The organism is Rhizobium sp. AN6A (assembly GCF_900215635.1).
Classification (GTDB): Bacteria; Pseudomonadota; Alphaproteobacteria; order Rhizobiales; family Rhizobiaceae; genus Agrobacterium; species Agrobacterium tumefaciens.
Map to the genome: position 1 here is coordinate 1,882,525 of NZ_OCNC01000004.1, position 15,663 is coordinate 1,898,187.

Annotated in this window: 15 protein-coding genes; 9 read left to right on the forward strand and 6 right to left on the reverse strand. The window is 60.2% G+C overall.

Annotation, left to right across the window (positions count from 1 at the left end; translation table 11 throughout):
* Positions 1-196 precede the first annotated feature (196 nt).
* The 3 genes from betI (at position 197) to betA (ending at position 4,188) form a co-directional block, all read left to right on the forward strand.
* Positions 197-817 (forward strand): transcriptional regulator BetI, encoded by a 621-nt coding sequence (betI, locus tag CRO62_RS21735; protein WP_003511878.1) that lies wholly within the window; start codon positions 197-199, stop codon positions 815-817.
* Between the two features lie 11 nt (positions 818-828).
* Positions 829-2,310, forward strand: a complete 1,482-nt coding sequence (betB, locus tag CRO62_RS21740; RefSeq protein WP_097101805.1) for a betaine-aldehyde dehydrogenase — start codon at positions 829-831, stop codon at positions 2,308-2,310.
* A gap of 228 nt (positions 2,311-2,538) precedes the next feature.
* Positions 2,539-4,188 (forward strand): choline dehydrogenase, encoded by a 1,650-nt coding sequence (gene betA, locus CRO62_RS21745; protein ID WP_097101807.1) that lies wholly within the window; start codon positions 2,539-2,541, stop codon positions 4,186-4,188.
* A 70-nt stretch (positions 4,189-4,258) separates the two neighbouring features.
* On the opposite strand, the gene CRO62_RS21750 is transcribed toward betA, so the two are convergent.
* The 3 genes from CRO62_RS21750 to CRO62_RS21760 form a co-directional block, all read right to left on the reverse strand.
* Positions 4,259-4,774, reverse strand: a complete 516-nt coding sequence (locus CRO62_RS21750) for a hypothetical protein (protein WP_143539404.1) — start codon at positions 4,772-4,774, stop codon at positions 4,259-4,261.
* A gap of 115 nt (positions 4,775-4,889) precedes the next feature.
* Positions 4,890-5,189 carry a type II toxin-antitoxin system RelE/ParE family toxin gene (locus CRO62_RS21755; protein ID WP_097101811.1) on the reverse strand — a complete coding sequence of 100 codons (300 nt, stop codon included), beginning with the start codon at positions 5,187-5,189 and terminating at the stop codon, positions 4,890-4,892.
* A complete protein-coding gene (locus CRO62_RS21760) occupies positions 5,186-5,458 on the reverse strand; it encodes a YlcI/YnfO family protein (protein WP_097101813.1) in 273 nt (90 codons plus the stop codon). The genes CRO62_RS21755 and CRO62_RS21760 overlap by 4 nt, the downstream gene beginning before the upstream one ends.
* 147 nt (positions 5,459-5,605) lie before the next feature.
* Here CRO62_RS21760 and CRO62_RS21765 point away from each other — a divergent pair, with 147 nt between their 5' ends.
* Positions 5,606-6,949, forward strand: coding sequence for a chloride channel protein (locus CRO62_RS21765; protein ID WP_179784592.1), 1,344 nt, complete (start codon positions 5,606-5,608; stop codon positions 6,947-6,949).
* Positions 6,950-6,956: 7 nt separating this feature from the next.
* Here the strand turns inward: CRO62_RS21765 and CRO62_RS21770 are convergent, their stop codons facing one another.
* Positions 6,957-7,709: a DUF3750 domain-containing protein gene (locus CRO62_RS21770; protein WP_003511884.1), complete on the reverse strand. Its 753-nt coding sequence runs from the start codon at positions 7,707-7,709 to the stop codon at positions 6,957-6,959.
* A 73-nt stretch (positions 7,710-7,782) separates the two neighbouring features.
* Here CRO62_RS21770 and CRO62_RS21775 point away from each other — a divergent pair, with 73 nt between their 5' ends.
* Both CRO62_RS21775 and CRO62_RS21780 read left to right on the forward strand, forming a co-directional pair.
* Positions 7,783-8,775, forward strand: a complete 993-nt coding sequence (locus tag CRO62_RS21775; protein WP_097101815.1) for an asparaginase — start codon at positions 7,783-7,785, stop codon at positions 8,773-8,775.
* Positions 8,776-9,018: 243 nt separating this feature from the next.
* Positions 9,019-9,639: a glutathione S-transferase family protein gene (locus CRO62_RS21780; RefSeq protein WP_097101817.1), complete on the forward strand. Its 621-nt coding sequence runs from the start codon at positions 9,019-9,021 to the stop codon at positions 9,637-9,639.
* A 98-nt stretch (positions 9,640-9,737) separates the two neighbouring features.
* Here CRO62_RS21780 and CRO62_RS21785 read toward each other — a convergent pair whose 3' ends face one another.
* Positions 9,738-10,397 (reverse strand): glutathione S-transferase family protein, encoded by a 660-nt coding sequence (locus CRO62_RS21785; protein WP_003511889.1) that lies wholly within the window; start codon positions 10,395-10,397, stop codon positions 9,738-9,740.
* 81 nt (positions 10,398-10,478) lie between these two features.
* Positions 10,479-10,994, reverse strand: a complete 516-nt coding sequence (locus CRO62_RS21790) for a MarR family winged helix-turn-helix transcriptional regulator (RefSeq protein ID WP_097101819.1) — start codon at positions 10,992-10,994, stop codon at positions 10,479-10,481.
* A 141-nt stretch (positions 10,995-11,135) separates the two neighbouring features.
* Between CRO62_RS21790 and CRO62_RS21795 the strand changes: the two genes are divergently transcribed.
* The 3 genes from CRO62_RS21795 (at position 11,136) to CRO62_RS21805 (ending at position 15,537) form a co-directional block, all read left to right on the forward strand.
* Entirely contained in the window at positions 11,136-12,668 is a 1,533-nt protein-coding gene (locus CRO62_RS21795; RefSeq protein ID WP_019564151.1) for an MDR family MFS transporter, read from the forward strand.
* A gap of 225 nt (positions 12,669-12,893) precedes the next feature.
* A complete protein-coding gene (locus CRO62_RS21800) occupies positions 12,894-13,910 on the forward strand; it encodes a ligase-associated DNA damage response exonuclease (RefSeq protein WP_035251638.1) in 1,017 nt (338 codons plus the stop codon).
* A 1-nt stretch (position 13,911) separates the two neighbouring features.
* Positions 13,912-15,537, forward strand: coding sequence for a cisplatin damage response ATP-dependent DNA ligase (locus tag CRO62_RS21805; RefSeq protein ID WP_097101821.1), 1,626 nt, complete (start codon positions 13,912-13,914; stop codon positions 15,535-15,537).
* The last annotated feature ends 126 nt before the right edge of the window (positions 15,538-15,663 follow it).

The following is a 15,663-nucleotide window of genomic DNA, read 5'->3' on the forward strand; positions in this document are numbered from 1 at the left end:
GTTCCATTCCCAATTTGCAGTATATCACGGTTTAGTTTTTCCCCTGTGAGCGGCTCCTCAGCATGGGAGCGGCTCGTCTTATCCGGCCTTGCCCGGGTTTCTTTGATCCATGGCAAATCAGCGACATGAAATGGCGCGTTTTTTATTGATTGATTGATCAATCAAGAATATTTTGCCCGCCATCAAGGAGTCCCTTATGCCCAAGATCGGAATGGAGCCTTTGCGCCGCAAGGCGCTTGTGGATGCGGCGTTACGCACCATAGGCCACCATGGTTCGCTGAATGTGACAATGTCGGATATTGCCCGGGAAGCGGGCGTATCGCCGGCGCTTGCGCATCATTATTTCGGCAGCAAGCAGCAGCTTCTTCTGGAAACCATCCGCAGCCTGCTGCGGGATCTGAGGCGCGATGCGGTGGCGGCGCTGACCCGCGCCAATGGCCCGCGCGAACGGCTGAGCGCCATCGTTCACGTCTCTTTCCAGAGTGACCAGTTCACGCCCGAGACGGTGGCGGCATGGCTTGCCTTTTATGTCGAGGCGCAGCGCTCGGAAGAAACCCGCCGCCTGCTGGTGCTCTATTCCCGTCGCCTGCGCTCGAACCTCATGGCAAGCCTGAACCGGCTATGCCCGCCCGATGACGCCGCGCGCATTGCGGAAGGGGCCGCAGCCCTTATCGACGGGCTTTACATCAGGCACAGCCTGCGTTCGGCCCCGCTTGGGCTCGCCTCAGCGCCGGCCCTTGTCGAGGACTATTTCGACTTGCAGCTCAAACCATATCCTGATGGACAGCGCCCGAAGCCGTCCGTCCGCATTCTCTAGGAGTATTCGACATGACTATCGCGACGTCTCTCCGGGCGCAGCCCAAAGCCTCGCACTTCATTGACGGTGACTATGTCGAAGACAATGCCGGCACGCTTTTCGAAAGCGTCTTTCCGGCAACCGGCGAGGTCATCGCAAGGCTGCATGCGGCAACGCCCGCGATTGTCGAGCGCGCCATTGCATCGGCCAAACGCGCCCAGAAGGAATGGGCGGCGATGAGCCCCATGGCGCGCGGGCGTATATTGAAACGCGCCGCCGATATCATGCGTGAACGCAACGAGGCACTCTCCACGCTCGAAACGCTGGATACCGGCAAGCCGATCCAGGAAACCATAGTCGCCGATCCGACCTCAGGTGCCGATGCCTTCGAATTTTTCGGCGGTATCGCGCCTTCCGCGCTGAACGGCAACTACATCCCGCTCGGCGGCGATTTCGCCTATACCAAGCGCGTGCCGCTCGGCGTCTGTGTCGGCATCGGCGCATGGAACTATCCGCAGCAGATCGCCTGCTGGAAGGCGGCGCCTGCCCTCGTTGCCGGCAACGCCATGGTCTTCAAGCCATCGGAAAACACCCCGCTCGGCGCTTTGAAGATCGCGGAAATCCTGATCGAAGCCGGTCTGCCGAAGGGCCTGTTCAACGTCATCCAGGGCGATCGCGACACGGGCCCGCTGCTCGTCAACCACCCCGATGTTGCCAAGGTTTCGCTCACCGGCTCTGTACCGACCGGCCGCAAGGTGGCCGCCGCCGCCGCCGGGCATCTGAAGCATGTGACGATGGAACTCGGTGGCAAATCGCCGCTGATCGTGTTTGACGATGCCGATATCGAAAGCGCTGTCGGCGGCGCCATGCTCGGCAATTTCTATTCTTCCGGTCAGGTCTGCTCCAACGGTACCCGCGTTTTCGTGCAGAAAAAGGCGAAGGACCGCTTCCTCGAAAACCTCAAGCGCCGCACCGAGGCGATGATCCTCGGCGACCCCCTGGATTACGCCACCCATCTTGGCCCGCTGGTCTCCAAAGCCCAGCAGGAAAAGGTGCTTGGCTATATCGAAAAGGGCAAGGCGGAGGGTGCGACGCTCGTAACCGGCGGCGGAATTCCCAACAATGTCTCGGGCGAGGGCGCTTATGTACAGCCGACTGTGTTTGCCGATGTGACTGATGGCATGACCATCGCGCGCGAGGAAATCTTCGGACCGGTCATGTGTGTGCTGGATTTCGACGATGAGGACGAGGTTATCGCTCGCGCCAACGCCACCGAATTCGGCCTTGCCGGCGGCGTCTTTACCGCCGATCTCGCCCGCGCCCATCGCGTGGTCGATCAGCTGGAGGCGGGCACGCTGTGGATCAACACCTACAATCTCTGCCCGGTGGAAATCCCATTCGGCGGCTCCAAGCAGTCCGGTTTCGGCCGCGAGAATTCGGCGGCGGCGCTGGAGCATTATAGCGAGCTGAAGACGGTTTATGTGAGCACGGGCAAGGTGGACGCCCCTTATTGATGGTTGTGCGTGGGGCTTCACCCCCCCTCTGCCCTGCCGGGCATCTCCCCCTCAAGGGGGGAGATCGACCTGTGGCAAGGTCTCACCCATCTCGGTGTTTGAGAATGAAGTTGCGGTAGTGCGTCTTGCCGATCTCCCCCCTTGAGGGGGAGATGTCCGGCAGGACAGAGGGGGGTAAACCCGCCCGCTGACAGTCAATCGGAACCAACGCTCATTGGAGAGCAAATCATGCACGCAGATTACGTCATCGTCGGTTCCGGTTCCGCAGGCTCCGCCATCGCCTATCGCCTGTCGGAGGATGGGCGCTATTCGGTGATTGTCATCGAGGCTGGCGGTTCGGATTTCGGGCCTTTCATCCAGATGCCGGCCGCACTTGCCTGGCCGATGAGCATGAAGCGCTACAATTGGGGCTATCTCTCCGAACCCGAACCGAACCTCGACAATCGCCGCATCACCGCCCCACGCGGCAAGGTTATCGGCGGTTCGTCCTCCATCAACGGCCTTGTTTACGTGCGCGGCCATGCCGAGGATTTCAACCGTTGGGAGGAACTGGGCGCACAGGGCTGGGCCTATGCGGATGTGTTGCCTTACTTCAAGCGCATGGAACACAGCCATGGCGGCGAAGAGGGGTGGCGCGGCACGGATGGGCCGCTGCATGTTCAGCGCGGGCCTGTCAGTAATCCGCTGTTCCACGCCTTCATTCAGGCTGGCGCGCAGGCAGGCTTCGAGCTGACAGACGACTATAACGGCTCCAAACAGGAAGGTTTCGGCCTGATGGAGCAGACCATCCATAATGGCCGCCGCTGGTCCGCCGCCAATGCCTATCTGAAGCCGGCGCTGAAGCGCGGTAATGTCACGCTGGTCAATGGCTTCGCCCGCAAGGTCGTCATCGAGAACGGCCGTGCCGTCGGCGTCGAAATCGAGCGCAGGGGCGGGGTGGAAACCATCGGGGCCAATCGTGAGGTCATCGTCTCGGCATCGTCTTTCAATTCGCCGAAATTGCTGATGCTTTCGGGCATCGGGCCTGCCGCTCATCTGAAAGACATGGGCATAGAGGTTAAGGCGGATCGGCCGGGTGTGGGTGCAAACCTTCAGGACCATATGGAGTTTTATTTCCAGCAGGTCTCCACCAAGCCGGTGTCGCTTTACTCCTGGCTGCCTTGGTTCTGGCAGGGGGTCGCGGGTGCGCAATGGCTGCTGTCGAAAGGTGGGTTAGGGGCCTCCAACCAGTTCGAAGCCTGCGCCTTTCTGCGTTCCGCGCCCGGCCTGAAACAGCCTGACATCCAGTATCATTTCCTGCCCGTCGCCATCTCCTATGATGGCAAGGCGGCTGCGAAAAGCCATGGTTTTCAGGCGCATGTGGGTTACAACCTGTCGAAATCTCGCGGCAATGTCACGCTGCGTTCCGCCGATCCGCATGACGACCCGGTCATCCGCTTCAACTATATGAGCCACCCGGAAGACTGGGAAAAATTCCGCCATTGCGTGCGCCTCACGCGCGAGATTTTCGGCCAGGAAGCCTTCGACGATTTTCGCGGGCCGGAAATCCAGCCGGGCGAAAAGGTGGAGACGGACGAACAGATCGACGCCTTCCTGCGCGAACATCTGGAAAGCGCCTATCACCCCTGCGGCACCTGCCGGATGGGCGACAGGAACGACGCCATGGCGGTCGTTGATCCCGAATGCCGGGTGATCGGCGTGGAGGGGCTGCGGGTCGCCGACAGCTCGATCTTCCCGCATGTGACCTATGGCAACCTGAATGGCCCGTCGATCATGACCGGCGAAAAGGCGGCGGATCATATTCTCGGCAAAACCCCGCTGCCGCGTTCCAATCAGGAGCCATGGGCAAACCCGCGCGCGGCCGTCAGCGACCGGTGAAAGGTGGTTTCATCAGTTTCAGCCACTTGGGTAAAAACTAGCGAGCCTTTTGTTTGATATTGAGCTGAGATTACGATTTTCGCCGCCCGAATATCTGGAAAGGGCGTAGTTGTTCAGGGGCCTTGGGTTTATTGATCTGTTCCGGTGAAGCCATCGTCATTAGAGCGGCGTACAAATCGAATTTTTCTGATGGAGTGGGGAGTTGGGGTGCAAAGGGATTCGGATTTAGCTTTCCCATCATTCCATCGTGCACAAAGCGCATAATATCTAGTATCGCAAGATTAAGAGCTTCACCGACATATTTTGCCGACAATTCACGCAATGCCTCGAACAGAAAATCTGCCCTGCCCTGAATATTCGATCCGAATGGAACGAAACCGATTCCGCTATTGCGTAATGCCGCTTTCGCGTTTTCTGCCGCTGCATTCAGTGCTGCGACAGTGCGCGGATCCGTGAACAGCAATATCTTGTTGCCACGCGAATCAATGTGGATACCGGCATTCTTTAAAATCGGCGCGGTGGTTGAATTTTGAAAAAGAACAGCCGGGAAAAGTAGTTCCACTTGTGTATCGTAATTTAGTGTCATTTGAAATTCCATTTATAGTTTACTCGAAAAATAAATCGAATTTATAAAAGGATATTGAATGAATGTATTTAATATATAATGAGATTTACTTCTCAACAGTGAATTTTTCTGACGATCAATGGTAATCGTCTTCGCGCTGGTGGCGGATGGCAAGGATGGAAACTGTTTCCGCATCTTCGATTTGAATGAGGGCGATGTAACCGGAGGATCCGAAGGGAATGAGCAGTTCCCGCAGGAGCGCATTCTCACCCGGGGCTTTGCGTGAGGCGAAGGGAAACTCACTCAGCCCTTCGACGGTGGCAATAATCCGGTCGATGGCTTTCTCCGCCGTCGAAAAATCTTTCTCCAGTAGAAAACTGTATAGCCGTGTTATGTCCGATCTGGCTGCAATCGTGTAGCGAAGCTTGAACGTCACTTGTTACGCTCGGCTTTTTTGGCTGCCAGCATAGCGCGCAGTTCCGCATGCACTTCCTCAGCGGAATAAAAAATCCCCGTGCGTTTGGATTCCTCGAGCGACGCCAACCCGCGCGCAATGAACTCCGCCTGCGATTTGCGGATTTCCACCTGTCTGCGCACGGAATCCTCAACGAAGGACGAAAGTGTCTCGCCGTCCTTCAGCACGCTTTCGGCTGCCTCGCGAAAATCCGCCGTCACCCGCAGCGAAGGGATCGTTGCCGTTTTCATGGATCATCTCCTTGCGTTGCAATTGCGATGCATAAGATTGGACATCGGTGGTGATAAGTCAAATGCAAAACCTTGCAATCGCGGGTCTTGAGGCAGATAAACGGGTTTCCCGTCTGCTAAATACCAAAACCATCGATCTGGACCGCCATGCCTGTCGACTACAAGAAGCTGAAAATGCTGCGCCGTTCCCGTGTCGTCTGGGGCTCCTGGCGGGTGTGGAAGCCGAGGGCAGTATTCTGGATCGGCGCGCTTGCAGTCGGCATTATCAGCGTCGGGTTTGCCTGGGCGGCGGATCGCGCCCAGCATCTTTTCTTCTCGGCAACATCTTCCGGCGAATGGGCGTTTCTGCTGCCGCTTGTCGTGACGCCGCTCGGTTTCACGCTGTGCGCCTGGCTGGCATTGACGGTTTTTCCCAATGCCGGCGGCAGCGGCATTCCCCAGGCCATCGCCGCGCGGCACCTGCGTGACGACGCGGATCGTTCGCGGCTCCTGTCGCTGAAACTCGCTTTCGGCAAGGTCGTGCTGACGGTCGTCGGGCTTTTGTCCGGTGCGTCGATCGGGAGAGAGGGGCCAACCGTGCAGGTCGGGGCCTCGATCATGCTTCAGGCGGCGCGCTGGGGCGGCATGGCACAGGCAAAAGGTCTTATTCTTGCCGGATCAGCGGCGGGTATTGCGGCAGCGTTCAACACACCGCTGGCCGGCATCGTGTTTGCCATCGAGGAAATGAGCAAGACCTACGAATCCCGGGCAAACGGCCTCGTCCTTACCGCCGTCATCCTGTCCGGCCTTGCCTCGCTGGCGCTGGTCGGCAGCTATACTTATTTCGGCACCAGTTCCGTCATGGCGAAAACCATGATGGATTGGCTGCTCGTGCTGGTCTGCGGCATTGGTGGCGGTGCGATCGGCGCGCTGTTCAGCGCGGGGGCGCTGCGCCTGTCAGCGCGTATCCGGCGCTTCGCCCAGGCCATGCCGTCAAGGCGGATGCTGGCGGTTGCCGCCGCCTGCGGCCTTGCCTCCGCCGTGATCGGCATTGCAACTGATGGCGCAACCTTCGGAACGGGTTACGAACAGGCGCGCGCCGCAATCGAGGGCCAGGCCGCACCGGCCTTCTTCTTCATCGAAAAGCTGGCGGCCACGTTTCTGGCGATGATGTCGGGCATTCCGGGCGGTATATTCGCGCCGTCGCTGTCCGTGGGCGCGGGCTTTGGCAGTACGATGGCGACTTTGCTGGGTACGAGCATCGGCCTTGGCGCCATTGTCGGCATGGCGGGATATTTCGCGGGCGTGGTGCAGGCCCCCATGACGGCTTTCGTGATCATCCTCGAAATGACCGGCAATCATGACGGCGTCATCCCCATCATGGTGGCATCGATGCTGGGATATCTAACCTCCCGGCTGTTCTCCCGGGAGCCGCTCTATCACGGCCTGTCGCGTGTTTTTATCGCCCAGAGCATCCGCGCAAAACGCGCAGCACACGCCGCTGAGACCTGACCCGACTTTACGCGCGGATACCCGCCACTCCGAAATAGCCAAGTCCCGGTATCTTCACGCCGGGCCGGCTGAAATCGAAACCCGCGACCAGGCCGAGGAAATTGACCTCGAAGCCGCTGCGTGCGCCCGCCGAAATGCCGAACAACCCGCCAAGCGATAGGCTCGCATCCTTCCAGTCGTCGGCGACGTGGTAAAACGCGCCGTTGGGCAGATAGTCGCGGCCCACCGCGTCTGATGGTAGAACCACACCGAGCTCCGGCACGCTGCGCAGCACATGGGCAACGAAGGTGTTGGAGTTGGGACCGGGATAGATACGATAGCCGCCCGGTTTGCCATAGGGATAGTCGGCAATCGCCTGTTCGATCTTCGGGATCAGTTTTTCCGCTGCCGCCCCATGAATGGCCACCACCTGACGCGGCGTGTTGGAATACCAATAGGCATCCGCCGGATAGCCATTGTGGCGTATCGGCATTCCCCAGCCCACCTTGTCGTAGCGATCATAGGCCGTCGCGCCCGGCTTTTTCAGCACGATCCAGGCATGGCTGGCGACGGAGCCTTTAAAGCCACCGGTCATGGCGGAAAAAACGTAAACCGCCGCCTGCCGGTCGGCACCGGCTTGCGGCAGGGTGCCGGAGGAAGACCAGCGCGCGTCACGCCAGCCCTGCGGGTGATCCCTCATGGCCCACAACCCCGCCGATGCCAGAGCTGGCAGCAGATAGATGATGGCAATCGCCAGCAGCAGACGTTTTGCAAATTTCACTGATAGCCCCGTGCATCGAAAAATCAATTGCGCTATCAACGACATAAAATCAGAACTTTTTGAGGCCGCAAAAATGAACAATTCCGTTACCGTCGAAGTCCTCAGGGGCAGTCTGGTCGAAAGCCGCCACCAGGGTCTTGCCGTGGTGGTGGATGGCGATGGCGGCGTGGTATTTTCGGCTGGTGATGTCGAGCGTGGCGTCTTCCCGCGTTCGGCCTGCAAGGCCATGCAGGCGCTGCCGCTGGTGGAAAGCGGCGCGGCGGATGCCTATGGCTTCGGCAATCGCGAACTGGCGCTTGCCTGCTCTTCCCATTCCGGCGAGGACGAACACGCGGCGCTCGCCGCCTCCATGCTCGCGAGGGCGGGCAGGGATGTCGATACACTCGAATGCGGCGCGCACTGGTCTTCCGACCAGAAGACCATCATCCATCAGGCCCGCACGCTGGAAAAGCCGACGGCGCTTCACAATAATTGCTCCGGCAAGCACTCCGGCTTCATCTGCGCCTGCTGTCACACAGGCACCGACCCTAAGGGCTATGTCGGTTACGATCACCCCCTGCAGCGGGAAATCCGCGCGACGATGGAAAGCCTGACGGGTGCGACGCTTGGCCATGACAATTGCGGCGTGGACGGCTGCTCGATCCCCACTTATGCCGTGCCGCTCAAGGGTCTGGCGCATGGTTTTGCCAAGATGGCGACGGGCAGGGGGCTTGAGGCCGGGCGCGCGCAAGCCTCCCGCCGGCTCTTTGACGCCTGCATGGCGGAACCCTTTTACGTGGCGGGCACCGGCCGCACCTGCACCAGGCTGATGCAGATCGCGCCAGGCAGGATTTTCGCCAAGACCGGCGCAGAAGGCGTGTTCGTGGCCGCACTGCCGGAAAAGGGCATCGCCATGGCGGTGAAATGCGAGGACGGCACGGCGCGTGCGGCCGAAGCGATTATTGCCGCCATGCTGGCGAAATACTTCGATGGCGCCGAGAACGAGGCGCTGCTTGCGATGGCAAACCGGCAGATGCGCAACTGGAGCGGCATCCATGTCGGCGATATCCGCGTCGTCGGCCTCTAGAGCATTTCCAGTAAAACTGCGCAGCGGCTTTACGTCCGGAACATGCGTAAAGACAAAAATAAGGCGCGCGGTATGCCTTCCATTAAACGCGACGCGCTTCAGAAATAACCTTTGACGCGGCCCGCTGCCGGCAGGATGATGGTTTGCCCCTGCATGTGATGGTCTTGCAGATCGCCGCCGCAGGGGCTGGCGTCCGCACGCGAGGAGGTGGGCGCCCCTCATTGCCCTGGAGGTCGCATATCCATGTTCACACTGTTTTTCTCCCCCGGTTCCTGCTCCCGCGTCAGCCATATCGTGCTTGAGGAATCCGGCCTGCCTTACACGGCCCATCGCGTCAACTTCGCCGAGGGCGAGCAGCGCTCCGAGGCATTCCTGAAGATCAACCCGAAAGGCCGCGTGCCAGCGCTTGCAACAGCAAGCGGGGTGCTGACGGAAACGCCTGCCATCCTTGCCTTTATTGCCCAGATGGCGCCGGAGAAGAAACTCGCCCCACTCGACGATCCCTTCGAATTCGCCCTGATGCAAGCCTTCAACGCCTTCATTTCCTCCACTGTGCATGTCGCCCATGCGCATGGCCGGCGCGGCAGCCGCTGGGCGAGCGAGGATAGTTCTCTGGCGGATATGAAAGCGAAGGTGCCGCAGACCATGACCGATTGTTTCGAACTGATCGAGCACGGCATGCTGCACGGCCCATGGGTCTTGGGCACTGCCTATTCAGTCGCCGATCCCTATCTATTCGTCATGTCCGGCTGGCTGGAAAGCGACGGCGTGGATATCGCCCGCTTCCCGAAGGTGCATGATCACTTCAGGCGCATGAACGAGCGCCCGGCCGTGCAGCGGGCGCTGGCGGGTGAGAAGGGGTGATGTGCTAAAAAGCTTGCTTCGTCATCCTCGGGACAGGCCCGAGGATGACGTCGATTGCGGAGAGAGGTCTGCCAACTATCCCCAGCTAGTGCCTTCGTTCACGCCGCCTCGGCGGCCCGGCTGTCCCACATGGACTTGAATGCCGTGCGGGCCTGGCAGCGCTCCAGCCAGGCTTTCAGCGCCGGATGGGCGTCAAACAGCGGCTGGTGGCCCTGCGCGTAACGGACGATTTCCGCTACGTTGAGATCGGCGACGGTGAAGCGGTCGCCTACCAGATAATCGTGGCTGGCAAGATGTTGCTCCAGCACCCGGAAGGGCCGCCTCAAGAGGCGCGCGGCGACATCGATCACCGCTTTGCCGGCATCGCTTTCTGAGAGCCCTTCGGCGATGGCGGAGGAAATCTTCAGCGAATTGGTTTCGATTTCGGTCGCGGCAAAGAACGACCATTGCAGCATCGCCGCATCTTCCTTCAGGTCGACCGGTGCGAGCGGTCCGCCATATTTGCGGACGAGATAAAGGTTGATGGCCATGGATTCATAAAGCACCATGCCGTCATCTTCGATGCAGGGGATGGTGCCCATCGGATTGATGGCCAGAAACGCCGGGGACAGCGTGTTGAGCGGCGCGTCTGCGGCCAGGGGATCGGCAACGCGGCGGGCCTGCACGACAGGCACGTGCTTGAATTCCATGCCCAGTTCCCCGGCAAGCCAGAGCGTGCGCGTGGCGCGGGAACGGTAGACACCATAGATCGTCAACATCGAAGTCACCCTTTTACCTTTTCGATGGCGGCACGTTAAGGTCTCGTCCTTTTAAAGTGAAGTTGTGGATGTCAGGGTCAACTATGATTTTTTCTGATCCGTCAGGAGGTCCGTATCCGGTGACAACCGAGCCTCGAAACGGTCGATGAACCGATCGAAAAGCCGGGCGAATGTCTCGACATCCTCCTCCGGCCAGCCTTCCATCACATCCTGGATGACGCTCATCTTGGTCCGGCGCATTTCCTGCAGCAGACTGGTGCCAAGTGGTGTGATCTCGACGATGCTGCGGCGGGCATCCTCCTGCGAGACGCCGCGTTTCAACAGGCCGCGCCCGACCATATCCGCCACCACCCGGCTGCCGCGCGAGGGGTCGATGCGCATGCCCTCGGCAATCGCACCAACGGTGACATCGCCGTCAGCACGGCGCAATATATCGAGAACGTCGATATGGGAGAGTTCGAGACCGGGAGCCACCTTGGCAAGCGCCATGCGCCCGATGATGCGCCGTCCGATCATGATGCGCATGCGCGTCATCGTATTGCCGATGCGCTTGATGTCTTCGGGCAGATCCTCGTTCCAGTCTTCCTCAGTCGACACGCTCAGCCGTTCCTTTCAATCCCGATTTGCGATCACATTTAGCGTCAATATCATGGATGTCAAAAACTTGCCATTGACATATATATGCTAATAGCACACAAATTGTCGCAGCAAAATTGCCGAAACTCAACGAGATTTTTCATGGATATGTCCGTTGCCCCCGTGGCGCCGCTTGTGTCGGATCACCGGCGTAGGCTCATCGTTTTCCTGTTTCTGATGCTGGCCATGTTCATGGCTACCCTCGACAACCAGATCGTCTCGACAGCGCTGCCCACCATCGTCGGCGAGTTCGGCGCGCTGGAGCGTTTCGGCTGGATCGGTTCGGCCTATCTTCTGGCGACCAGCGCGGTCATGCCTGTCTATGGCAAGCTCGGAGACCTGTTCGGGCGAAAATACGTGATGATCGCGGCGGTTATCATCTTCACGCTCGGCTCGCTCGCCTGCGGGCTGGCCTGGTCAATGGATAGCCTGATCGCGGCCCGCGTGCTTCAGGGCCTTGGCGGCGGCGGCATCATGGTGTCGATCTTCTCCGTCAATGCCGATCTGTTCGAACCGCGTGAAAGAGCCCGTTACCAGAGCTATTCCAGCCTCACCATCATGGCCTCGGGCAGCGTCGGGCCCATTCTCGGCGGCACGATGAGCGATCTGTTCGGCTGGCGGTCAATCTTCCTCATCAACCTGCCACTCGGGCTTATCGTCATCACCGGCCTGATTTTCCTGCTGCCCTACCGCCGTCCCGCGCGTCAGCCGAAGATCGACTATCTCGGCGCCGTCCTGCTGGCAGCGACGATCGCAAGCGTGGTCTTCTGGGCCGACAGCAGCGAATTGTTCGGTTCGCTTATCGCAGGTCCCAGCCTCGGTATTATCGCTTTCGCCGTCATCGCCGCATTCCTCTGGGTGCAGGTGGAACGTCGCGCGCCGGAACCCGTGGTGCCGCTCAGGCTCTTCAAGGACAGCACCTTTCCGCTGTTGATGATAGTTTCATTGACCAGCGGCGGCATTGGCATCGGCATGGTCAATTATTACGCGCTGTTCCTGCAGACCACGACCGGGCTTTCCCCATCCCATGCCGGCCTGTTCTTCATCGCCGTCACCGGCGGCATCGTCATGGGTTCCCTGTCGGCCGGGCGGTTGATCTCGATCACCGGCGTCTACAAGCCGTTTTCGGTGGCCGGGCTCACCATCAACGTCATCGCCATGCTGCTCTTCACGCAGATGCATGCGGGAACGCCGCTTTGGCTGATTGCGATTCTCATGTTGGCGCAGGGTTTCGCTGTCGGCCTCGGCCAACAGGCGCCGATTATCGGCGTGCAGAATTCCGCGCCGAAGGCCGATATCGGTGCCGCAAGCGGCGCGGTGACGCTCACCCGCATGGGCGGCGCAGCAATCGCCATCTCGGTCTATGGCGCGATCGTCACTTCCAGCCTCAAGGGCGTTGCCGTGACCATTCCGGGTGTCGGAAGGATCGAGGAATTGACGCCGAAAATGCTCTCCGAACTGCCCGCGGCATCCCAGGCCGCCGTTGCTTCGCTCTATTCGGATGCCTTTACGCCGCTGTTCTTCGCAGCCGCCGCAACCGCCGCCATCGGCCTTGCCGCAGCACTGATGCTGAAACCGGTCCGGTTGCCAGCCGCAGCACAGGCGGCCAAGCCGGCGGAAAGTGCGGGGGAGTAGGGAGCGGCTGTCCTTGTAAGGCGCGGTGACTCGAGCTGTGCCTTCCTCCGGCAACTTGCTCTTCCCGCATCCCTGTGAGAAGCACAAGGATGAGGGATGGTTCCGGGCCTTTCCAATATACCCGCGACCTCTGAGCGCGAAAACAAAACCGCACCCCTGGAAATTTAACGCCCGTTCCGCGTTATGCTCGCAGCACTTTAAATTCGCGCGGGCGGCCCTATCTCAATGAATATGAAGCCGGAACAGCTCCTGAATTCCACGCCCAAGGGTCTTTATTGCCCGCCGGGCGATTTTTATATCGACCCGGTGCGGCCGGTGGCGCGCGCGTTGATAACCCACGGCCATTCCGATCACGCCCGCGCCGGCCACGGGGCGGTGCTGGCCACACGCCAGACGCTCGATATCATGCGCATTCGTTACGGCGAGGACTTCTGCGGCAGCGAGCAGGCGGTCGCATTCGGGGAGACGGTGGAGGTAAACGGCGTGACCGTCGGTTTCCACCCGGCGGGCCATGTGCTGGGTTCGGCGCAGATCTCCGTGGAAATGAACGGCATGCGCATCGTTGCCTCCGGCGATTACAAGCGCGGTATCGATCCCACCTGTACACCCTTCGAAACGGTGCCGTGTGATGTCTTCATCACCGAGGCCACCTTCGGGTTGCCGGTGTTTCACCACCCGCTGCCGCGGGTGGAAATCGGCAAGCTGCTCACCTCCATCAAGCAGTTTCCCGAGCGCACCCATCTGGTCGGCGCTTATTCGCTCGGTAAGGCGCAGCGCGTTATCAGGCTCCTGCGCGACAATGGTTATGCCGACCCCATCTATATCCACGGGGCGCTGGCGCGGCTTTGTGATTATTACGTGTCGCAGGGCATCGATCTCGGTGAGCTGCGCCCCGCGACGCTTGAAAAAAGCGATCCCGCCATCTTCAAGGGCGCGATCGTCGTCGGCCCGCCCTCTGCATTTCAGGAGCGCTGGGCGCGCCGTTTCAACGAGCCGCTGATCGCATTCGCGTCCGGATGGATGATGGTGCGACAGCGGGCGAAACAGGGCGGCGTGGAGCTGCCTTTGGTCATCTCCGACCACTGCGACTGGCCGGAACTGCTGGAAACCATCAAGGAAATTGGCCCGCAGGCCGTCTGGGTCACGCATGGTCGCGAGGAGGCGCTGGTGCGCTGGTGCGAATTGCAGGGCATTGCTGCCAAACCGCTGCATCTTGTCGGCTACGAAGACGAGGGGGATTGAGATGAAAGCCTTCGCCACCCTTCTCGACCGACTTGTCCTCACCCCATCGCGCAACGGTAAGCTGAAGCTTTTGACCGATTATTTCCGCGATACGCCTGACCCAGACCGGGGGTACGGGCTGGCAGCGATTGCCGGCACGCTGGACCTCAAAAGCGTCAAGCCCGCAATGCTGCGCGAGTTGGTGCTGGAGCGCATGGACGAGGTGCTGTTCCGCTATTCATACGATTATGTCGGCGACCTGGCCGAGACCATCTCGCTGGTCTGGGGCAATATCGGCGGTCTGGATGATTCCGAGGCGCAGGATCCACGTCTTGGTGAAGTCGTGACGCTGATGAATTCGCTCGGCCGCACCGAGGTGCGCGGAGCGGTGCGCGATCTGCTCGACCGGCTCGATACCTCCTCGCGTTTCGCCTTCCTGAAACTCGCAACCGGCAGCCTGCGCATCGGCGTTTCGGCGCGGCTGGCGCGGCAGGCACTGGCGGATTTCGCGGATAAGGACATCACCGAAATCGAAACCCTCTGGCACGGTCTGACGCCGCCTTACACGACGCTTTTCGCCTGGCTGGAGGGCAAGTCCGAGCGGCCGGTTCTGGCGACGCCCGCCATCTTCCACTCGGTAATGCTGGCCACGCCGGTTGCAGACGGCGACCTCGATGGTCTGGACCCTGCGGATTATGCGGCCGAGTGGAAATGGGACGGCATCCGTGTGCAGCTTTCCCGCGCAGGCGAGACGCGCAAACTCTATTCCCGCTCCGGCGACGATATTTCCGGCGCATTTCCCGATGTGCTCGATGCCATCGATTTCGAAGGCGTGATGGATGGTGAATTGCTGATTGGCGGCACGGCGCGCTCCAACAATCTGACGCGCACCTTTTCCGACCTTCAACAACGGCTGAACCGCAAGACGGTGACGGCCAAGATGCAGGATGACTATCCGGCCTTCATCCGCGCCTATGACCTGCTTTTCGATGGTGAGAGCGACATTCGCGCGCAGACGTATATAGAACGCCGTGGCCGCCTGTCGGATATCATCGAACATGCCCCGCATGACCGCTTCGACCTGTCTCCGCTCATCGGTTTTTCAACATGGGACGAGCTGAATACGCTGCGCGCCGCGCCGCCCGATCCGGTGATCGAAGGCGTCATGATCAAGCGCCGCGACAGCGCCTATCAGGCCGGCCGGGCCAAGGGACCGTGGTTCAAGTGGAAACGCGATCCCTACAATATCGATGCTGTCATGATGTATGCGCAGCGCGGCCATGGCAAACGCTCGAGTTATTATTCCGATTTCACCTTCGGCGTATGGGCGGAAGGTGAGGATGGCGAACAGCTGGTGCCGGTTGGCAAGGCCTATTTCGGTTTTACCGATGCGGAGCTTGAAGTGCTGGACAAGTTCGTGCGTGACAACACCGTCGAGCGTTTCGGGCCAGTGCGCGCGGTGCGCGCCACGCCGGATTTCGGTTTCGTGCTGGAGGTGGCTTTCGAGGGCATCAACCGTTCCAACCGCCACAAATCCGGCGTTGCCATGCGGTTTCCGCGCATTGCGAGGCTTCGCGCCGACAAACTGCCGGCGGAGGCGGATCGCCTGGCGACGCTTGTGGCGATGATCGATGGCGTGGAAGGGTAGGGGTCCCCGCTACCTCGCTCATCCCTGTGCTTGTCACAGGGATCCAGCCAGCCCAAGTCCTTGGGCTGATGGGACTCTTCCCGCCGCGCCGATGCGCGTCGACTGGATTCCTGTAACAAGCCCAGG